Raw genomic sequence first — 20,339 nt, 5'->3', positions numbered from 1 at the left:
ACCGGCGGCACGGGCCCCCTCCGGTGTCACTTGACGGTGAAGCCCTGCTCGGTGCCGTACTTGGCGGACTGGTCCTGCCAGCTCTTCAGCGCGTCGGCGAGGCTCGTCGGCGAGACGTACGCCTTACCCACGGTGTCGTTGAAGATGCTGTTGGCGTAGACCTGGAACGGCAGGTACGACCAGCCGGTCACGACGCCCTGCGCCGACTTCGCGAAGATCTCGTTGGCCTTCTGCCCGCCGAAGTACGGGAACTCCTGGCCCAGGAACGCGGGCGAGGACAGGTCGGCCGACGTGGCCGGGAACGCGCCCGCCTTGAGCCGCAGGTCCTTGCCCTCGTCGACGGCCGCGTACTTGACGAACGCGTACGCCAGCGCCTTGTTGGCCGACTTCTCCGGCACAGCCAGCGAGCTGCCGCCGTTCTCGGCACTCGCGGTGCCGCCGGCCTCCCACTGCGGCATCGGCGCGACCCGCCACTTGCCGGACGCGGCGGCCGCGCCCGAGGCCAGGTTGCCGGGCATCCAGGCGCCGGTGGGCAGGCTCGCGATGGTGCCGTCGGCCAGCGCCTTGAACCACTCGTCGGTCCACGGCGGGATCGGCGCCACCAGCTTCTCGGTGATCATCGGCTGCCAGGTGGTGGCGAACTTGGTGGAGCCCGGGTCGGCGAAGTTGATCGTCACGTTGGTGCCGTCGACCTGGTACGGCTTGCCGCCGGCCTGCCAGATCATGCTGGTGGTGAAGCCCGCGTCGCCGGTGTCGCCGGTGATGTAGGCCTTCGGGTCGGCCTTGTGCAGCTTGCGCGCGGCCTCGACGTACTCGGTCCAGGTGGCCGGCACCTGGATGCCGTGCTTGTCGAAGACCTCCTTGTTGTAGAACAGCGCCATCGGCCCCGAGTCGATCGGCAGGCCGAAGGTGCCGCCGCCGATGTTCACCGCGTTCCACGGGCCCGGCGTGAACGTGCTCTGCAGGCCGCCGGCGCCGTACCCGCCCAGGTTGGCGACCGACTTGGCGAGCGCGAACTGGGGCAGCGCGTAGTACTCGATCTGGGCCACGTCCGGCACGCCGCTGCCGGCCGCGATCGCGTTCTGCACCGCGGTGTACTGCTTGTCGCCGGTGCCGGCGTTGACCAGCTCGACCTTGACCTTCGGGTACTTGGCCTGGAAGCCGGTCACCACGTCCTTGATGGTGTTGTCCCAGGCCCAGACCAGGAGGTTGCCGCCCTTGTCGAGCGCGGCCTGGACGTCGGCCTCGGAGACGGCCGCGCCGCCCGTGTCGCCGGTGGCGCCGTCGTCACCGTCGTCGCCACCGCAGGCGGTGAGCGCCAGCATGGCGGCGGTCGCCGCGGCGGCCAGCCTGACTAATCTGGTCATCTAGGGGTTCCTTTCGGGGGGAATTCATTCTTTGACGCTGCCGGCGGCCAGACCGGACTGCCAGTAGCGCTGGAGGAGAAGGAACGCCGCGAGGAGTGGCACGATCGTGAGCAGCGATCCGGTGATGACGAGGTTGAACACGGCCTGGCCGCCCGCCGTCTGGGCCTGCTCGTTCCAGGAGTTGAGCCCGACGGTCAGCGGATACCAGTCCGGGTCCTTCAGCATGATCAGCGGCAGGAAGTAGTTGTTCCAGGTCGCGACCATGGTGAAGAGCAGGACCGTGACGATGCCCGGAGCGAGCAGCGGCACCGAGATGGTGAAGAACGTGCGGTACTCGCCGGCCCCGTCGACCCGGGCCGCCTCGATCATCTCGTCCGGCACGGCCTGCGCCGAGAACGTCCACATCAGGTAGAGGCCGAACGGCGAGACCAGGGACGGGATGATGACCGACCACGGCGTGTTGGTCAGGCCCATCCGGCTGAACATCAGGAAGGTGGGTACGGCCAGCGCGGTGCCCGGAACGGCGACCGCGCCGATCACGGTGGCGAACACGGCCCGCTTGCCGGTGAACTCGAACTTGGCCAGCCCGTACCCGGCCAGCGTGGCCAGGAACGTGGCACCGCCGGCGCCGGCCACCACGTACAGCAGCGTGTTGCCCAGCCAGCGCAGGAACACGCCGTCGTCGTAGGTGAGCGTTTCGCGGATGTTGCTCCAGAACGCGAAGTCGTTGCCGAACCACAGCCCGAACGATGAGAACAGGCTGTCCTGGGTCTTGGTCGCGTTGATCACCAGCCAGACCAGCGGCACCAGGCTGTAGATCGCCATCAGCGCGGTGAGCAGGGTGAGCGTGACGCTGCGCCGCCGCAGCAGGGTGGTCATCAGCGCTCCCGGGTTCCGCGCAGCTGCACGACGTACGCGATGACCATGGTGATGACGCCCATGATGATCGCGACGGTGGCGGCGTAGTTGTACTGCTGGCCGGAGAAGGACAGCGAGTAGGCGTACAGGTTGGGGGTGTAGTCCGTGGTGATCGTGTTGCGGGCCAGCGGGCGCAGGATGGCCGGCTCGTTGAACAGCTGGAAGCTGCCGATCACCGAGAAGATGGTGGCGATCACCAGCGCCCCGCGGATGGCCGGCAGCTTGATGGCGCGGATGATCCGGAACTGGCCGGCGCCGTCGATCGCCGCCGACTCGTAGAGCGCGTGCGGCACCACCCGCAGCGCGGAATAGAAGATGAGCATGTTGTAGCCCACGAACTCCCAGGTCACGATGTTGCCGATGGAGGCGAGGGCGAGCCGGGCGCCGAACAGGTCGGGCAGCGTGACGCCGAACGTGTCGTTGATGCTGCCGATCAGGCCGAACCGCGGCCCGTACATGAAGCCCCACATCAGCGTGGCCACCACGGCCGGCACCGCGTACGGCAGAAAGATCGTGACCCGGAAGAACGCCTTGCCGTAGAGCCGGCCGCTGTCGATCGCGAGCGCCACCAGCAGCGCGAGGAACAGCATGATCGGCACCTGGATCGCCAGGAACAGCGCGACCCGGCCGAACGACGCCCAGAACTGGGCGTCCTCCAGGGCCCGCTGGTAGTTCTCCAGCCCGACGAACGAGTTGCCGCCGACCAGCCGGTTGCGGTACAGGCTCAGGTAGATCGAATATCCGATCGGCGCCAGGAACACGAGCGCGAAGACCACCATGAACGGTGCGACGAACTGCCACCCTCGCACCGAGCGTGGTGTTGCCATGCTGTTACCTCCCGCGAACCTCCGGATGTTTACGTAAACATGGCCGTCACGTCGGTGCGATGTTTACGTAAACATCGGGGGTGATAGTTTCACCGCGTGCAGGGATCGTCAAGGAGCCGCTCGCGCGGCGTCTCGATGGCCGACGTGGCCCGTCTCGCCGGTGTCTCGTCGCAGACCGTGTCCCGGGTCTCCACCGGCCATCCCGGCGTGGTCGAGTCCACCCGCCGGCAGGTGCTGGACGCCATGCGCGAGCTGGGCTACCGGCCGAACAGCGCGGCCCGGGCGCTCAAGCGCGGCGAGTTCCGCACCATCGGCGTCATCCTGTTCACGCTGTCCACCACCGGCAACAGCCGGACCGTCGAGGCGATCGCCACCCAGGCCGCGCTGGAGGGGTACGCGATCACGCTGATCCCGGTGGCGGCGCCCACCCAGGACGGCGTGCTGGGCGCGTTCACCCGGCTCGGCGAGCTGGCCGTGGACGGGGTCGTGGTGATCATGGAGGTGCACCTGCTGGACGCCACCAACCTGACGCTGCCGCCCGGCGTGCAGGTGGTGGTGGTCGACTCGGACGCCGGCGACCGCTACCCGGTGGTCGACACCGACCAGGCCGACGGCGCCCGGCAGGCGGTCCGGCACCTGCTCGGCCTCGGCCACCGAACGGTGTGGCACGTGACCGGCCCGGCCGAGTCGTTCTCGTCCGAGCGCCGCGCCCTCGCCTGGCGGCAGGTGCTCGAGGAGGCCGGCCGCCCGGTGCCGCCGATCCAACGCGGCGACTGGTCGGCCGCGTCCGGCTACGAGGCCGGCCTGCGGCTGGCCGCCGAGCCGGACTGCACCGCGATCTTCGCGGCCAACGACCAGATGGCGCTCGGCGTGCTGCGCGCCCTGCACGAGCGCGGCCGCCGGGTGCCCGAGGACGTGAGCGTGGTCGGCTTCGACGACATCCCGGACGCCGCCTCCTACCTGCCGCCGCTGACCACGGTGCACCAGGACTTCGCCGAGGTGGGCCGCCGCTGCGTACAGGGCCTGCTGGCGAAGATCCGGGCCGAGCGCACCGGGCCCGGCACCGACCTGGTGCCGACGATCCTGGTCGAGCGGGCGAGCACGGCTCCTCCGCCCGGCCCTTGACACCGCTCGATGCCCGGTCGTTGGATCGTTACCGGGAGGTAACTCCATGACCAACAGGTGGAAGTACGCCGCCACGGCTTTCGCTCTCGTCGTCTCGCTGGCCGCCGCGCCCGCACCCGCACAGGCAGCCGCGCTGTGCGAGGCACCGGTACCCAGCCCCACTCAGCCCGGTTACCTGATCACCGATCCGGACTGCTCGTTCACCCCGCTCGACGGCGCCCGCGCCTACACCGGCATCCGGGACGGTGCCGCGTACCGGATCGAGGTGCCGCAGCGCTGGAACGGCAAGCTGGTGGTGTACGCGCACGGCTACCGCGGCCAGGGCACGACGGTGTACGTGAGCAACCCCGAACTGCGCGCGCACTACCTCGCCGAGGGCTACGCGTGGGCCGCCTCCAGCTACGCCACCAACGGCTACGACGTGGGCCAGGGCGTCCGCGACTCGTACGCGCTGATCCGGCTCTTCCGCGAGGTGACCGGCCACCCGGCCGGCTCGGTGATCATGTCCGGCGCGTCGATGGGCGGGCACGTCACCGCGGTGGCGATCGAGACCTACCCGCGCGCCTTCGACGGCGCCATGCCGTACTGCGGCGTGCTGGGCGACACCGAACTGTTCGACTACTTCCTGGACGCCAACGTGACGGCGGCCGCGCTGGCCGGAGTCGACATCGAGTTCCCGCTCTCCCCCGCCGCCGACTACCCGGCCCGGTACGCCGCCCAGCTGGCCACGATAAAGCCGGCGCTCGGCCCGCTCACCCCGGCCGGTCGCACCTGGTCGGCCGTCGTGGAGCGGCGCAGCGGCGGCGAGCGGCCCGGCTTCGACGGCGCGTTCGCCTACTGGAGCGCGGCGCCGTCCGGCCCGCCGCTGACCGGCCAGCCGTTCCTGTTCGGCCTCTACCCCGGCCTCAGCGGCGGCACCGCGAACATCGCGCCCGGCAACGTCACCGACAACCGGCACACCTTCTATCGCAGCACCGACCAGTGGCTGCCGACCGCGGCCGAGTGGCGGCTCAACCGCGAGGTGCTCCGGGTCCACCGCACCGCCCGCGCCGACCGCGGCCTGAACGGCATTCCGCGGGTGGACGGTGCACCGCGCGTGCCGGTCCTCTCCCTGCACACCATCGGTGACCTGTTCGTGCCCATTTCCATGGAGCAGGAGTACGCCGAACGAGCCGCCCGCAACGGAAAATCCCGGCTGTTCGTCTCCCGGGCCATTCGCGGCAACGGCCATTGCGAATTCACCCAGGCCGAGCTGATCGAGGGCTTCAACGACCTGACGAAGTGGATCAGAACCGGCCACCGCCCGCCCGGCGACGCGATTCGCAACCCGCGCGTGGTGGCGGCGCCGGAATTCGGTTGCCGTTTCACCCGCGGCGCACACGCCGGCTTTGCCGCCCCGGCCTGCCCGTAGTCCCTGGCCAGGCCTTTGATCGACAATTAACGGTCGTTTTGGCATTGACCGAACCAATTACCCTGGCTAGGGTACGTACCTGTTAGCGTGCGACACGGGGGATCCGCCGCAACACGTTCCTTCTGCCTGCCGTCCTTTTGGCATGCCGTCGACGGCCCCCGTGCGTATTTCCGTTCCGGAAAGTGCCAGCACAGAACAATCGGGGGAGAGAACTGTGTGGACCAACGGAAAAAGATTCGTACGAGCATTGGTCGTGGTGGCCGCCGGGGGCGGGCTGATCTTCAGCACCGGCACGCCGGTCAGCGCGGCACCGGCACCCGGTGACAACAAGGTCACCAGGACGGTCATCACCTATCAGACCGACGACCCGGCGCTGGTGGACAACCCGAAGCGGATGGTCGAGACCCTGCTGCGGGACGGCAACCTGGACCGGCTCGGCGTGGCGCCGGGCGATGACACGCTGCCGCAGCGCACCAAGCCGACGGCCGAGTACGGCACGCGGAGTGAGAAGTTCGCCGACACCGGCGACATCACCACGCAGACCACGTTCCCGTATGACTACATCACCCGGTCGGAGTGCCGGGACAACAGCAACGCGAGCCGGACCGAGGGTTGGATCAAGAACCACTTCGCGTACTGCCAGAAGACCGCGGTCAGCGGCATCGCCATCGAGTGCACGCTGTTCCCGCCGGGCTGCCGGCCGGTCGGTGCCTACGCGGCCACGGCCATGACCATCGGGTACGGCAAGCAGGGCGAGCGCACCGCCGACTTCGACTTCATCCTGGACGGGCTGGTCGCGACCGGCGTGTTCCTGCGGACCAGCTCCGACTTCGAGGTCGAGATCCGGTGTTCCGGCGGCGGGACCGGTGGCTGCGCGCCGGGGTCGCCGAGCAGCCGGGACTCGTCGTTCGTGTCCTGGCTCGCCGACCCGGTCGCGAAGCTGCAACTGGTGTCGCCGGCCTCGGCACCGGATCCGGCGCTGGGCGAGCAGAAGGCGACCGGCGTGTTCCGGATGCACTACGAGGTCGACCTGTCCGGCTTCACCGACGCCAGCGGCGACCTGCCCGAGGGCGGGATGCGGTTCGACTCGGCCACCTACCTGCCGTACAAGGAAGGGTCGATCTTCGACCGCACCATGCCGTGGCTGAGCTACTCGGTCACCGACAGCGAGGTCAGCTACTCGGCCTGGAACATCTACAACGCGCAGAACTTCCCGGCCGACACCCAGCCGCTGCTGGCCGGCAAGCAGCTCGCCGGCGAGTCGGCGTCCGACCCGCTGCACCGGCTCTACCACGACAAGTCGCGGCGCAAGGCCAACCGCGCCGAGGCGACGGCGTTCTGCCGCAGCCAGTGGCCGGGATACTCCGACCTGGGCCAGGACTGCGACGAATACGCGTTCGCGTGCACCTACGAGGGCGCCGCCCGGTACAAGTACGACGGCGCGCAGTACAAGAACCATTTCGCCGTACGACCGATCCCCGCCTACGACAACCAGGAGGCCGGCCGCCGGCTGGGCGTCTGGTACGGCAACGACCGGATTCTCGACAGCGACCCGTTCTACGTGCGGATATTCGGGGCCTCCGGGTCCGCGCCCGCACCGCCGACCGGAACGCCGGTCCCGCCGGACGACGAGATCGTCGACTGCGGTGACGGCACGGAGTAATGCCCGGTCCGCCCGCTGCGCTCAGATCGGGCGCAGCGGGCGGAACTGCAACACGTACTGCTCGGTGCCGTCGGGAATGTCCGAGCCGTCGTGGGTCAGCTCGGCCACCACGTCATGACCGCGGCTGAAAACCCTCAACCCATAGATGTACGCCGGGGGCCCGAGCACCAACGCGGACCCGGACGGCCCGCTGGTGAGGGTCCACAGCTGCACCTCGGCGGACGTGAACGCGACCTCGGTTTCGCCGTCGTCCGTCCACTCGTTCCAGTCGTCACCGCGGGGCGGCTCGGGCGGCGCGTCCCAGGCTTCCAGGCGTACCGCCGCCTCGTGATCCTCGCCCGTGCTGCGCAGGTCGATGCGGTTGGCCTGCACCCACACGTCGAGCTCCGGCGGCATCGGCCCCCGCGGCCACGGCGAAGGCGTGCCCGCCACGTCGAGGTCCATCAGCCCGAACAGGTGGCGTTCGACGAGAATGCTGTCGTCGAGTGCCCGCACCGGATCCATCGCATCAAGGTAGCCGACCGGAAGGCGAGAAAATGTCCCACCACGTCGTGCCAGCGGGCCAGGAGGACCACCCCGCCCTGGCCGACCCGGAACTGCGCGACCTCATCGACCACCCCGGCCCCGACGCGCTGGCCCGGGTGACCGTGCTGACCGCCGAGCTGGTGGCGGTGCACACCGGCGCCGGCGACCACCCGCCGGTGGCCGAGGCACTGACGACCCTGCGCACCGGACTCGCGACCGGCGCACCTCCCGCTCCGCGTCCCGGCCTGGTCACCGAGCTGGAAACCCTGGTCACCGAGCTGCGCGACCGCCTGGCCGCCTCGTCCACACCAGCCGCCGAGCGGTTCCTGACCCAGGTGAACGCGGTACGGGCGATCGCCGGGGCGCTGGACCCCGACCCGGTCAAGGCCGCCTGGAACGTATGCTGGCTGTCCGGCAACGCGATCGCCCGCAATTTCGGTGACCAACTGAAACTGGTGGTCCTGGACCGCTGCCGAGACCGCGCCGTCCGCGCCTCCTGACCATCGCAACGATCGAGACCGCGCCCTTGCTTGCCGCGGGTCAAAACATCGAACCTGCTGAACACACTCGCCGCCACGCGCAGTGTCTGCGGATCATCAGCTTCGAGCCGGCTCGATCGATGCCCTCGACCGGCTGCGGGCCGTTGGGTACGTTGGGTACTCACTCGCCAGATCGGGGCGGTCGGGATGGCGCGGATCCCCGCAGTGGTAGGCGGGCTGCTCCAGGGGACCGCGACCGTCGGGGCGCCCGGCCTGGCCGTGGGCTCACCCGAGTGGTTCGCCTGGCTGGCCGACGACGCCGCCCGCTCGTTCTCGTTCCGGTCGGCGGCCGGGGCGTACACCGCACGCAAGGAGCGCCGGCAGCGCGGCGGCGCCTACTGGGTCGCGTACCGCACGGCCGCCGGCCGCAAGCACAAGGTCTACCTGGGCCGGGCCGCCGAGCTCACGCCGGAGCGGCTGGCCGAGGCGGCGGCGAAGCTGGCGGGTCTGGCCGACCGGGGCGGCGTCATGCTGCTGTCCACCAAGCTGTTCGTTCCCCGGCCCAGGGCCGACCTCGTACTGCGTCCCCGTTTGATCGCCCACCTCAACGCCGGGCTGGCGGTGGCGCGGTGCTCGCTGCTCTCGGCCCCGGCCGGCGCCGGCAAGACCAGCCTTCTGGCCGCCTGGCTCGCCCAGGTGGACCGTCCCGTCGGCTGGCTCGCGCTCGACGAGCGTGACCAGACGGTCAACCAGGTGCTGCGCTACCTTGTCGCCGCCTGTCAGGCGATCGCGCCTACCTGCGGACGTAAGGCTCTGGCCTGGCTCGACGCGCCGTCGCTGCGACCCGAGGCCGTGGTCACCGAGCTGGTGAACGACGTGGCGAGGCTGCCCGCTCCCGGCGTGCTGGTGCTGGACGACTATCACCTCGTACGCGACCCAGCCGTGCACGAGGCGATCGCGTTCCTGCTCGACCACCTGCCGCCGGCGCTGCACCTGGTGATCGCCAGTCGCGAGGACCCGCCGCTGCCCCTGCCGCGGCTGCGCGCCCGCCGTCAGCTCGCCGAGGTGCGGGCGACCGACCTGGGCTTCAGCGTCGACGAGGCGGCCGCGTTCCTGGACACGGGTCTGGGCCTGCGCCTGCCCGAGGAGCAGGTGGCGATGCTGGTCGACCGCACCGAGGGATGGGCGGCCGGGCTACAGCTGGCCGGGCTGGCAATGCGCGACCGGCCCGACGCGGCCGCGTTCGCGGCGGCATTCACCGGCGGGCACCGGCTGGTCGCCGATTATCTGCTGGCCGAGGTGCTGGATCGGCAACCGCCGGCGACGCGACGTTTCCTGCTGACGACCAGCGTGCTCGACCGGCTGTGTGCCCCGCTGTGCGATGCCCTGCTGGCCGAGGGCGGAGGCGACAGCCAGGAGACGCTTGAGGACCTGGAGCGGGCCAACCTGTTCCTGGTGCCGCTGGACGACGAACGGGTGTGGTACCGCTACCACCACCTGTTCGCCGACGCGCTGCGGGCCCGTCTGGCCCGGGAGGAGGGTGCGGATGCGGTGGCCGCGCTGCATCGGCGGGTCGCCGGCTGGTGCGGCCGGGAAGGGTTGCTGCCGGAGGCGATCGGGCACGCGCTGGCCGGCGGTGCCGCCGCGGACGCCGCGACCTGGATCGAGGCGCTGATCCCGAAAATGTTCGCGACGATGAGCATCCACCGGACGCTGGCGGGCTGGCTCGACGAGCTGGGCGAGCCACTCGTACGCGCTCGGCCGTTGCTCTGTCTCGCCCGGGTCTGGCTTCTGGTGCACCGGGTCGAACTGAACCCCGCCGCCGCCTGGCTCGAGGCGGCCGAGTCCGCGCTGGACGCCGCCGACGGCGGGCCCGTCCGCGGCGCGGTCGCCGCCACCCGCGCGTATCTGTCCACCGTCGTGCCGGACACCGCGCCCCACCGCGCGATCGACTGGGCGGAGCGGGCGTTGGCCGACCTCGCGCCGGACGACATGGCCTACCGCGGCATCGCCGGCGTCAGTCTGGGGCAGGCCGCGCTCGCCCTGGGAGACCTGGACCGCGCCGAACGGGCGTTCGCGGACGCGGCGGCCGTGGACCGGGCGGCCGGCCTGGTCCAGGGCACCCTGACGGCGGCCACCCAACAGGTCACCGTCCTGAGCCTGCGGGGTGCCCGCCGGGGGGCGCTCGACACCGGCCAGGCGGCCCTGGCCTGGGCCGGCGAGCACGTCGTGCCCTCGATCCTCGGGCGGTTGCGGACGGTGCTGGCCGAGCTTCGGCTCGACGCGGACGACGTGACCGCAGCCCTGCCGCTGGCCACCGACGGCATCGCCGCCCTGCGCGAATTCGGGAACGCGCCGCCCCTGCTCCTGCTTGCGAGCCTGCCGCTGGTCCGCCTGCATCTGGCCCGGGGCGACGTCGAGGCGGCGGACGCGGTGCTCGCCGACGTCGGGCCGCTCGTCCGGCCCTCGCCGTTCGTGATGGTGGTGCGGATGCTGGAGGCGGCCGAAGCGCGGGTGGCGTTGGCCCGCGGCGACACGGCCACCGCCGTCGCGCTGATCCTGGCCGCTCCGGTCGGACCGACCGCGCCGCCGGACCTGTTCCGGTTCGGCGCCGCCGCCGTCGAGGCCGCGTTCGTCACTCCGGCGCGGATCCTCGTCGCGCACGGCCGCGCCACCGGCGACATCGCCCTGCTGCAACAAGCAAAAATGCACCTGAACGCTGCCGCGCGGCTCGCCGAGGAGCACGGAGTGGGCTGGCTCAGGCTCCGGGTGGCGATCCTGCGGGCGATGCTCGCCGATGCCCGGGGCGATCGGCCGGGGGCGCTCGGGTCGCTGGCCGAGGCGGTCGCCCAGGCCGACCCGGAGGGCGTCACCCGGCCGTTCCTGGACGAGGGCGAGCCGATGGCTGCGCTCCTGGCCGACCTGCGCACGTCGCCGCGCGAAATTCCGGCGTCGTCCGGCCTCGTGGATGCTTTGACGGAACGGGAACTGGAGGTGCTGCGGCTGCTCGCGGCCGGGTGCTCCAACGCCGCCATGGCAGCTGACCTGTTCGTGGAGCAAAGCACAATCAAGACCCATTTAATTCACGTGTACGTCAAGCTCGGCGTCCACAGCCGCACACAGGCAGTCGCCCGTGGCCGCGCGCTCGGGCTCCTGGACTGATCCGCGGCGCGGGCTCCACCCCGTACTCCATCCTCTGGTTGACGCTCTCCACCCGGTCGCGAGGCCAAGCTGTCGACACCACACGAAGTCCCACCCGCCGACCAGAGGGGTCGATCCGATGTCCATCACCCTGCCGACCTTGACGCCCATCGAGGAAAGCTTGTGGCTGACGCTGTCCGCCCGAGCCGTCGACAACCGCTCACCGCGCCCCATCCTCGGCGATGCCGCGGCCGACGAGATAGTGCGCACGCTCAACTACGACTACAGCAAGCTCAAGATGGACACCAACCTCAAGCTCAGCGTGGCGCTGCGGGCCAAGAAGCTGGATCAGGTGACCGCGGACTTCCTGGCCCGTCACCCGAACGCGATCGGCCTCGACCTGGGTTCCGGGCTGGACACCAGGCTCAACCGCCTGGGCGACCCGGCCGGCGTCGAGTGGTACGACGTCGACCTGCCCGCAGTCACCGCCTTCCGCAAGCAACTGATCCCGCTGCCCTCCCAGGGGCACGTCATCGCCGCGGACGTGCGGGACACGGGCTGGCTCGACGCCGTCCCGAACGACCGGCCGGTGATCATCGTGGCTGACGGCCTGATGGGCTTCCTCAACGAGGAAGAAATGGTGACGCTGTGGAACCGGATCGTCGACCACTTCCCCAGCGGCGAACTGGTCTTCAACGCCTACACCCGGTTCTCCGTCTGGGTGGCGACGCACGCGCTCGGCGCCAAATCGGTCGCGAAGATGATCAGGTTCCCCGGGATGGACGACGCCCGGGCGGCCGAGTCCTGGCACCCCAAACTGAAGCTGGTCAAGGAAATCGTGCTCAGCCGCGAGCCCGAGGTCGCCGACTTCCCGGCGAACTGGCGCCTGTTCCACCGGCTGATCTCGCACAGCACCACGTTGTCCCGGATGGCGAGCTTCGTTCTGCACTACCGCTTCTGACGCCCCGCGGGCAGACATCGAGCAACTTCGATGCGACAATCGCGGCTGTCCACCTCGTTCCGCACGACGGAGGAAGTTGATGAACGGTCGAAGCAGGCTCCTGGTCGCGACGTGCTCGGCCCTGGCGGTCCTGGCGCCACTCGGTACGGTTGCACCGGCGCACGCTTCGGTGGTGCGGTTCGAGGACGCGGCCGCCGCAGTCTCCTCGGATCTGGCCGCGATCGCCGGAGCGAGAGGCTGGACGATCGCGCAGGCCCGCACCCAGCAGGAGGCAGCCGATCGACTCGACCGCGTGCGGCAGGCGGTCGCGGCGGTGCACGGCGAAGAAGCGATCGTCGGCGGGATGCTCGGCGAGAAGCCGGACGGCGTCGCGACCCTGCTGATTGCCGGGCCCGCCACCGACGAGGCGCGGATGTTGGCAACGTCCGCCGGTGTGCGGCTCGTGGACAGGCAACCGTTCACGGCGCCGGAACTGCGCAAACGCGCATCCGATGTGCACGAGCGGCTGGTCCGGATGGGCTACCCGCTGGTCGTCACCGCGGTGGACATCGCGAGTGCGGACATCTGGGCCACGGTCACCGCCAAGCCCGGCCTGCCCGCGACCAGCGGCGCGCTCGCCGTCAGGCTTCCCGATGGCGTAGCGGTGACGGTCACCGACGAGCCGGCCGTCAAGCGGGAGAGCACCGCGTTCGGCGGAATGCGCAACCTCCTCACCGGCGCCCCCATGTGCACCAGTGGATGGTCGGTGGTTGATCCCAACGGCACGACGGGCGTCTCGACTGCCGGGCACTGCGGCGTCAACCAGATCACCCACGACGGCACCACCCACAACCTCGCCCTGCAGGTCCAGCACATCGGCAGCCAGGGCGACGTGGAGTGGGGCACGACCGCGGTGCCGGAACCCGACGACTTCTTCGTCAGCCCCACAACAATCCGAGACGTCTCAGCCGTCGAGCCGATCGGCAACATCACGCTGAACGAGACGGTCCGCGTCTACGGACGGACCACCAACGCCGAGCAATCCACCACGGTGTTCGCACTCGACGTAGCGATCACCGAGGGCGGTCGCACATCCAGCCGGCTGGTGGCGACCACGAACGGCGTCACACAGCCGGGCGACAGCGGCGCACCCTGGTTCAACGGCACCGTAGCCTTCGGATCGCACGTCGGAAGCGCAACCATCCGCGGTCAAGTCCGATCACTGTTCCAGGTAGCCGACCTCTACGACGAGGCCCTAGGAGTCAGGGTCCGCACTACCTGAGCCGGCACGCAGCGGACCGATCCCGAGCAGGGATCGTCCGCTCCGGTGGTCGTAGCGCGGGCTTGCCGCCCGTGCCCCTCAGGTGCGGTCGTCGCTGCGGACGTGGACGGTCTCGCCGCTACTGCGCAGGTCCTCGGTGACTTGCTTCTCGGTCATGGCGACCAGGTGCGAGTCCACAGTCGCGTCGTCCTTGAGTTTGTCGTAGGCCGCGTGCACGCGTTCGCGCAGCTCATCGTGATCCACGTCGGGAAAACGCTGAGCCAGGGTCTCGACCTGGCGTTGCAGGGCGATCTTGGGGTCGACAAGCCCACCACCGGCGGGTTCGGTCATCGCGCACCTCGCAATGTCGTAGTGCCACTTGCGTTGGTGATGCCCCGCCCACTTCCCGCGCACTCGGTCGTTCGCCGAACGTTCACATTCTTCATCACCACTGTCATCAACGGCGGCTTCACCGGCATACAACGTTCTCGACTCCGCCTGCCCACCTACATTCAAGCGCTTCGCGTTGTCGGTTTCACCGAGACCGGGCCCGGGCCATCTGTGCTCCGGCTCCGCAACGGCAGCGCAGACCTCACCCACGGCTTCACCCCCGCTGACCGCAGACGCCGCCGGAACGACCTGCGTGCGGGCGTAGTTGCGCATCGACGGCGCCGCTCCCGTGCCGAGGCGCGGCAGCGGCGCCGTACCTCCAGGGTCCGGAGCACAACGGCGCGGCCAACGGCCGATGTTCACCTCAAGTTGACGCGAGTGCATCCGGGCGATGGCCGCGGACCCCAGCGGCGCCGGCACGTGGGGCCGATACTCGAAGGGTGATATCCGGAGGCTTCCGCGAGTACCTCGAACAGCTGTTGCAGGACGGCTACAGCGTCCGGCACGACGAACACCTGTCCGACCCCGACCTGATCGACCCCGGGGGCAACCCGGTGGAGACCTGGCGCGAGGACTACCCCTACCAGGAGCGGCTCGATCGCGACCTCTACGAACAGGAGAAATATGAGCTGCAGATCGAGCTGCTGAAATTCCAGAACTGCGTGCAGGACACCGGCACCAAGCACGTGATCCTGTTCGAGGGTCGCGACGCCGCCGGCAAAGGCGGCACCATCAAGCGGTTCATGGAACACCTCAACCCCCGTGCCGCTCGGGTCGTCGCCCTCACGAAGCCGACGGAGACCGAACTGGGCCAGTGGTACTTCCACCGGTACGTCGCCCAACTTCCCACCGCGGGAGAAATCGTTTTTTTCGACCGGTCCTGGTACAACCGGGCCGGGGTGGAGCGGGTGATGGGCTTCGTGAGCGACCCCGACTACCAGATCTTCCTCCGGCAAGCACCCCTGTTCGAAAACATGCTGATAGAAAGCGGCTTCTCCCTGACCAAGTTGTGGTTCTCGGTCGCCCAGTCCGAACAGCGCACCCGGTTCGCGATCCGGCAAATCGATCCGGTCCGCCGATGGAAACTCTCACCCATGGACATCGAATCCCTTGACCGATGGGACGACTACACCACGGCCAAGGAAACCATGATCGAGCACACGGACACCGATCACGCCCCGTGGACCTCGATCAAGAGCAACGACAAGAAGCGGGCTCGCATCAACGCGATGCGCTTCTTCCTGAACCAATTCGACTACGAGGACAAAGACCCCTCAGTGGTCTTTCCGGCCGACCCCCCGCTCGTTCAGCGTGGCCGCGACTCCATCAAAGACTAACTTGACCGCGCTCCGCCCTCACCAAAGAAGCGTGACGGGTAGGGCGCGGTCAGCTCGCCGGACCGACGATCCAGGAACAGACACGGCAGGCGCTGGCCAACTGCCGCGCCGTCCTCCGGGCAGCGGGCGCAGCATGGGAGGACATTGTCGAGGTCGGTGTCCTCCTCGCCAACCCGGCCGACTTCGCGGGCATGAACGAGGAGTACGCGACCTGGTTCCCCAGCACACCGCCATCACGCTACGTCGCCAAGCTCGGCGTCGAACTGCCCGGCGTTCTCGTGTCGATCCGGATGACCGCGTTCACCGGCTGACGGGACCATTGCCCGGCAACTCCGCGTTGGTCGACGACCCATACGTCGCAACTCGCCAGCTCGCCTGAACAACAGCCAGCGCGATCCGCCATGGGCGCGCATCAGCGCGCGTGTCGCGGAAATGAAATGCCGTCGGCCTGACGCGCCCTGCATCTGCTGGATCTCATCGCCACGCGCGGGTGGCGGTTCAAGTATTCCGAAGGTGACACGGTCATGCCGTTGCCCGCTGCGGCGGTGATTCTGGCGCGGACGCCCGACTCGGAGTGTCCGGCGCTGCGGGTTTGGCCGTTTGTCGACATGCTGATGATCTTCCGGTTCTCGGCTGCGGATGAGGCCGCGGCGTGGCTAGTGAGATCCGGGATCCGCCAATGGCCAGATGCATTCGATCCCGAGTGGGTGAAGCCATCCCTTGGACGTGGAGAAACCTGGCTGGTGCGTATCGACGGTCGGACGGCGGGCACGGTAACGCTGGACTGGGCTGATCAGCTGTGGGCCGATCGCGCCGGGAAAGCCGGATACGTCCACCGCATGGCGGTGAACCGGTGGGCGGCCGGCGCCGGACGCGCCATTCTGGCGTGGACTGCCGCTCAAGCCCGTGCCCACGATGCCATCGCGCTGCGGCTCGACTGTGTGGCCACCAACGCCGGTTTGCGCGCTTACTACGAGGGTGCCGGTTTCCAGCACCGTGGTGATGTCGAAGTCGGGGGTGCGCCTGGTCAACGTAGCGACGGCGGCATTCGAACGCTCGTCAGCCGTTACGAGTTGCCGCTCCGATTCGGATAATTCGGAAGAATTGGCATACCAATTCGGTGGCTCGCAGCGTCGCTACAGATCGACGCAGTCCTCGGTGACGTGTACGCGGCAGATCCGGACCGGCTATGCCGGTCGAGCATCGCGCGATCTGCGCCAGGTTAATGTGCTGCATTCCGCGCGTTTTCGGGATCTCTCGACGGATCGGCGGGATCCGATGAGGCTTTCAGGAATTCCGTTTTCGGTGCTACGGATGGTAACCCCATCTTGCGTAGACCAAGGCCGTCGTGGTGCTTGGCGGGGTCGGCGTCCGCAATCAGGCAGACGAGATGCTCGAAGAACGAAAGATACGTGGGCGACCTTAACCTCCGCTCCGCGATAATGTACGGCTCGAGCGCGAGCCAGGCGCGCCGGGCACGGGTTGGCACCAGGCTGACGATCATCCTGGTCTCGATTCCACCGAAGACCGACAATGCTCCGAGACTGCTGAAGAAAAGGCCGATGCGGCTGACGTGACGACGCTGCTCAGGCGGCAAGCCGTTGACGCCGTCGTCGGGAGGGCTGCCCGACAGTTTGTAGAGAACAAATTCCTCACTGTCCAAAAATTCGTTGCTGCGGCACTCTCGGGTTAGCAACTCGATGGCCACTGTTGTGCTGTTGGCTCTCTGCATCGACCGTAATTGACGCAGGCCGAAGAAAGCAGAAAAGGCGGCGGCGCACAAAGAAATGACAATAGCGGCGACATTCAGAGCAAGGCTCAAATCAACCTCTCAGGTCGGACAGACTTCAGGATAACAAAGGCCGTCAATGAGGTGTGATACATACAGCTCTGATTTCGTGTCGTTGGGGAAGGATGGATCCGGTGCACTGTTCTCGGCATGATTGGCTGTACTTACATTGGCATGATCGGGTGCACTGTTCTCGGCACGTCCGGAAGGGCTTCGTTGTCTAGACCGTGACGCAGAGTCATGTCGCGTCGGGGGTGGATGCAAGTCCGGTCGGCGAGTTCGCGGTGGACGGCTGGACTGGCGCCCGCGAAATACCTCGGTCTGTTTTCCAGAGATAGAGGTCTCGGAGCAGTGATACCTCAGCGCCGTGATGAATGGCCTCGCGGTGCACATGCATGATGAGCTTCGCCAACGGGGCGTCCGCGTACTCCGGCGGCGAGAGAGCGCCTTGCCGCACAGCCAGTCCTGCTGAACCGAGACCGCGGACATCGCGGATCCATGCTTCATATCCGTCATCCAACTGGCGCAGTGCCCCGTCAGCGGTGCCCGAGTAGGCGACTCTCGGATGTTCGAGCCGGGTTCCTTCGAAGTGCGGCACGCTCGGCGGCCCGAAAACGGCGATCATGTGCGCCAGCCGCCATGCGATCGTGGTGACCGGCTCACGACCATGGGGCTGCTCCGCATAATCCAAGGTGAAGTCACCGACGCCGATCGACATCGGCGCGGAACTCTGACCGCGCCGGCTGAGCGTCCAGCAGCCCGCCACGGGCTGCCAGTAGTACTCGTCATCAGTCAACCCGTCCAGCCGAGGGCGGAGCTGATGCTGCCAATGCCACTCGAGCTGATCGACGAGTTCGGCGTTCCAGTCCACATCCACGGGGTGACAGTAGGGACGGCCTGCAATCCGATCGCGGCAGATGGATGCTGCACGGCGGTACCCTCCGTCGTGCCAACCCGGTTCCATCGTCGGCGCTGGGATGAGACTCGAGGCGATGAGTTCGACGCTTGGGGCGGTTCGTCTGGTATTTCGAGGCCGACGATGAAGGCTGGCCCACCGGCGCCGAGTTCGAACGCGTTTGGCGCTCGGACAATGTTTGAGGACTCCGCGATGGCCGGGTCAAGCCGGGTCCAGGCCAGATCGGCCAGGATGGTGAGTACGCCTTCGTCGAAGATCACGTGATCCATGCCGGGCCCTGAGCAGAGGGCAACCCACCGCCCCGAACACCACGTGGGCGGTGGGTTACTCGTGCCTCAGTTGGACCAGGTGTAACCGGCCATGGCCGCGCCCGGGCCGGCGAGGACGGCCGCGATGGTGGCGAGCACGAATGCCGTGATGGTCAGGACCACAGTTCGAAGACGCACAATGATCTCCCCACATGAGGTGAACGTGCCTGTTCGAGCCGAGAGTACCGACCGCCGTCGACATAGGACGTCCCTCGCACGTCCCATTCGATCCGCCTCTGCGGTCACTACTGGCCACCCGGCACGATCACGCATAATGCCGCTAGATTCGCAGCCGGGGCCACCTCGACCCACGCCGCGGCCGGACGCGTCCCGAGCGTCAGCCGGCGGTGCAGGCCGGCGCGCCGGTGGGCGGTGTGCCGGTGCCTTGGAAGCCGAATTCGGTGGTGCCTCCGGCGGGGATCCTGCCGTTGTATGAGGCGTTGGCGAAGTGGACGGTGCCGCTTGTGCCGGTGGCCTGGGCGTTCCAGGAGTTGGCGATGGCGGTGCCGGTGGGCAGGGTGATGGACGTCGTCCAGCTGTTCATGGCCGCGGTGCCGGCGGCCACCTTGACGGTGGTCACGAAGCCTCCGGTCCAGGCGTTGCTGGAGATGGTGGCGGTGCAGCCGGGGGTACCCGCAGGCGGGCTGGTCGGTGGTGAGGTGGACGGCGGCACGGTGGTCGGTGGTGAGGTGGACGGCGGGTTGGCGCTCATGATGGCGTCGATGATGCCCTGTTGGGTCACGCTGACGGCGGTTCGGTTGAACAGGCCGTGGCCGTACTGTCCGTTCCAGCCGTTATCCCAGTAAGCGGTAGCGGCGCCGTACTTCTTGGCGGTGGCTACCACCGCTCGTGCGAAGTCCGCGCGGTACTTGTTGTTTGATGAGTCGAACGATGTCTTGTCGATCGATCCGTATTCACCGACGAACACCGGGTAACCTCGCACGACGAAAGTGTCGTACATCTTCTTCAGCTGCCCGTCCAGGAAATCTTCCTGCCCCCAGGTCGACGTCTTTGCCGGGTCGGTCGCGTTCGGCCCCCATTGTGTGATGGTGCCGTCCTCGGTTCCGGAGAAGTCCCATGGGTCGTAGTAGTGAACGGATATCATGATCCGCTGTTCGTTGCTGGGGATGGTGGGCGACCGATATTGGTCGGTGGGGAGCACGTAGCCGTAGTTGCCTGTGGTGTGATCGATGTTCGTGTTCCAGCCCGGGGTGAGCAGCCACCTTGAACTGTTGTTCCCGCCGGTCTGCCGGACGGTGTCGACGAAGATCTGGTTGTAGGTGTTGATGTTCGAGTAGCACGGCTGGGTCGGAGTGCCGAACTGCCCGTCAAAGTTTTCGTTCATCGATTCGAGGATCAGATGGTCGTCGTAGCTTTGGAACTTCGTCGCTATCTGCCGCCAGACCTTCTGATATTTGTCCCTGATGGTCGCCTGGTCGGGGGCATCGCATATCAGCCAGGAACCTGGGACGGCTTTGTATCCGTCTGCATGCATGTTGATCAGTACGTACATGTCTCGGCTGTACGCGTATCTGACGACCTCTTCGATCCTGTTGAGCCAGGCGGAGCTGATCGTGTAATCCGGGCCCGGCCCGATGTTCCCCAGGTAGGCGACCGGTATGCGGATCGTCTTGAAACCAGCGGCCTTGACCTTGTCGATGAAAGCTTGGGTGACGATCGGATTGCCCCATGCGGTTTCATTGGGGATTCCATCGGCGTTGGCTTCCAGCGAGTTGCCGAGATTCCAACCGACGCCCATGTCCGCAACAAGCTGAGAAGCATTCAGTGGGGCCGTCACGTCGGCCGACGCCGAACTCGTCCCGCCGTATATCGATCCGGACACCGCCAACATGCCGAGAAGGAATGCGGTCCCGATCTTCCGTGCTGTGGAACCCAACGTATCTCTACCTTCCAGTTTCAGCGTCAAATGATCACGTGCTGG

18 protein-coding genes are annotated in these 20,339 nt (G+C 68.0%); 10 read left to right on the top strand and 8 right to left on the bottom strand.

The features are described 5' to 3' along the window. Positions 1-26: 26 nt before the first annotated feature. Genes Ari01nite_RS30015 through Ari01nite_RS30005 form a run of 3 tightly spaced genes read right to left on the bottom strand, consistent with a single transcriptional unit; the run spans position 27 to position 3,112 of the window. Positions 27-1,367: an ABC transporter substrate-binding protein gene (locus Ari01nite_RS30015; RefSeq protein ID WP_203785569.1), complete on the bottom strand. Its 1,341-nt coding sequence runs from the start codon at positions 1,365-1,367 to the stop codon at positions 27-29. 24 nt (positions 1,368-1,391) lie between these two features. Beyond that, positions 1,392-2,246 carry a carbohydrate ABC transporter permease gene (locus Ari01nite_RS30010; RefSeq protein ID WP_203785568.1) on the bottom strand — a complete coding sequence of 285 codons (855 nt, stop codon included), beginning with the start codon at positions 2,244-2,246 and terminating at the stop codon, positions 1,392-1,394. Next, on the bottom strand, positions 2,246-3,112 hold the full coding sequence (locus Ari01nite_RS30005) for a carbohydrate ABC transporter permease (RefSeq protein WP_203785567.1): 867 nt from the start codon (positions 3,110-3,112) through the stop codon (positions 2,246-2,248). The genes Ari01nite_RS30010 and Ari01nite_RS30005 overlap by 1 nt, the downstream gene beginning before the upstream one ends. A 96-nt stretch (positions 3,113-3,208) precedes the next feature. Between Ari01nite_RS30005 and Ari01nite_RS30000 the strand changes: the two genes are divergently transcribed. From Ari01nite_RS30000 to Ari01nite_RS29990, 3 genes are all read left to right on the top strand, one after another. Next, complete coding sequence (locus tag Ari01nite_RS30000) at positions 3,209-4,237, top strand: LacI family DNA-binding transcriptional regulator (RefSeq protein ID WP_239163145.1); 1,029 nt, start codon at positions 3,209-3,211, stop codon at positions 4,235-4,237. A gap of 46 nt (positions 4,238-4,283) precedes the next feature. Beyond that, positions 4,284-5,648: an alpha/beta hydrolase family protein gene (locus Ari01nite_RS29995; protein WP_203785566.1), complete on the top strand. Its 1,365-nt coding sequence runs from the start codon at positions 4,284-4,286 to the stop codon at positions 5,646-5,648. 214 nt (positions 5,649-5,862) lie between these two features. After that, complete coding sequence (locus tag Ari01nite_RS29990) at positions 5,863-7,311, top strand: NucA/NucB deoxyribonuclease domain-containing protein (protein WP_203785565.1); 1,449 nt, start codon at positions 5,863-5,865, stop codon at positions 7,309-7,311. Positions 7,312-7,332: 21 nt separating this feature from the next. Here the strand turns inward: Ari01nite_RS29990 and Ari01nite_RS29985 are convergent, their stop codons facing one another. After that, positions 7,333-7,815: a hypothetical protein gene (locus Ari01nite_RS29985; protein WP_203785564.1), complete on the bottom strand. Its 483-nt coding sequence runs from the start codon at positions 7,813-7,815 to the stop codon at positions 7,333-7,335. 32 nt (positions 7,816-7,847) lie between these two features. On the opposite strand from Ari01nite_RS29985, the gene Ari01nite_RS29980 reads away from it, so the two are divergent. The 4 genes from Ari01nite_RS29980 to Ari01nite_RS29965 all read left to right on the top strand — a co-directional run bounded on the left by Ari01nite_RS29980 (position 7,848) and on the right by Ari01nite_RS29965 (position 13,678). Beyond that, a complete protein-coding gene (locus Ari01nite_RS29980; RefSeq protein WP_203785563.1) occupies positions 7,848-8,336 on the top strand; it encodes a hypothetical protein in 489 nt (162 codons plus the stop codon). A 186-nt stretch (positions 8,337-8,522) separates the two neighbouring features. After that, complete coding sequence (locus tag Ari01nite_RS29975; protein WP_203785562.1) at positions 8,523-11,477, top strand: winged helix-turn-helix domain-containing protein; 2,955 nt, start codon at positions 8,523-8,525, stop codon at positions 11,475-11,477. A 118-nt stretch (positions 11,478-11,595) separates the two neighbouring features. Then, positions 11,596-12,417 carry a class I SAM-dependent methyltransferase gene (locus Ari01nite_RS29970; RefSeq protein ID WP_203785561.1) on the top strand — a complete coding sequence of 274 codons (822 nt, stop codon included), beginning with the start codon at positions 11,596-11,598 and terminating at the stop codon, positions 12,415-12,417. A gap of 79 nt (positions 12,418-12,496) precedes the next feature. After that, positions 12,497-13,678, top strand: coding sequence for a chymotrypsin family serine protease (locus tag Ari01nite_RS29965; RefSeq protein ID WP_203785560.1), 1,182 nt, complete (start codon positions 12,497-12,499; stop codon positions 13,676-13,678). 78 nt (positions 13,679-13,756) lie between these two features. On the opposite strand, the gene Ari01nite_RS29960 is transcribed toward Ari01nite_RS29965, so the two are convergent. Continuing rightward, a complete protein-coding gene (locus Ari01nite_RS29960; RefSeq protein WP_203785559.1) occupies positions 13,757-14,320 on the bottom strand; it encodes a three-helix bundle dimerization domain-containing protein in 564 nt (187 codons plus the stop codon). A 167-nt stretch (positions 14,321-14,487) separates the two neighbouring features. Between Ari01nite_RS29960 and ppk2 the strand changes: the two genes are divergently transcribed. The 3 genes from ppk2 to Ari01nite_RS29945 all read left to right on the top strand — a co-directional run bounded on the left by ppk2 (position 14,488) and on the right by Ari01nite_RS29945 (position 16,478). Further along, a complete protein-coding gene (gene ppk2, locus Ari01nite_RS29955; protein ID WP_203785558.1) occupies positions 14,488-15,384 on the top strand; it encodes a polyphosphate kinase 2 in 897 nt (298 codons plus the stop codon). Between the two features lie 68 nt (positions 15,385-15,452). Then, positions 15,453-15,695, top strand: a complete 243-nt coding sequence (locus tag Ari01nite_RS29950) for a RidA family protein (protein WP_203785617.1) — start codon at positions 15,453-15,455, stop codon at positions 15,693-15,695. A 213-nt stretch (positions 15,696-15,908) separates the two neighbouring features. After that, a complete protein-coding gene (locus tag Ari01nite_RS29945; protein ID WP_203785557.1) occupies positions 15,909-16,478 on the top strand; it encodes a GNAT family N-acetyltransferase in 570 nt (189 codons plus the stop codon). A 128-nt stretch (positions 16,479-16,606) separates the two neighbouring features. On the opposite strand, the gene Ari01nite_RS29940 is transcribed toward Ari01nite_RS29945, so the two are convergent. The 3 genes from Ari01nite_RS29940 to Ari01nite_RS29930 all read right to left on the bottom strand — a co-directional run bounded on the left by Ari01nite_RS29940 (position 16,607) and on the right by Ari01nite_RS29930 (position 20,324). After that, positions 16,607-17,206, bottom strand: a complete 600-nt coding sequence (locus tag Ari01nite_RS29940) for a DUF4760 domain-containing protein (RefSeq protein WP_203785556.1) — start codon at positions 17,204-17,206, stop codon at positions 16,607-16,609. Between the two features lie 205 nt (positions 17,207-17,411). Beyond that, positions 17,412-18,050: a DinB family protein gene (locus Ari01nite_RS29935; protein WP_239163144.1), complete on the bottom strand. Its 639-nt coding sequence runs from the start codon at positions 18,048-18,050 to the stop codon at positions 17,412-17,414. 684 nt (positions 18,051-18,734) lie between these two features. Next, complete coding sequence (locus Ari01nite_RS29930) at positions 18,735-20,324, bottom strand: cellulase family glycosylhydrolase (protein ID WP_239163143.1); 1,590 nt, start codon at positions 20,322-20,324, stop codon at positions 18,735-18,737. Between the last annotated feature and the right edge of the window lie 15 nt (positions 20,325-20,339).

The sequence above is a fragment of the Paractinoplanes rishiriensis genome (genome assembly GCF_016862375.1).
Classification (GTDB): domain Bacteria; phylum Actinomycetota; class Actinomycetes; order Mycobacteriales; family Micromonosporaceae; genus Actinoplanes; species Actinoplanes rishiriensis.
Note: the sequence above shows the minus strand (reverse complement) of the source record. Positions and strands in the feature narration are given on the sequence as shown.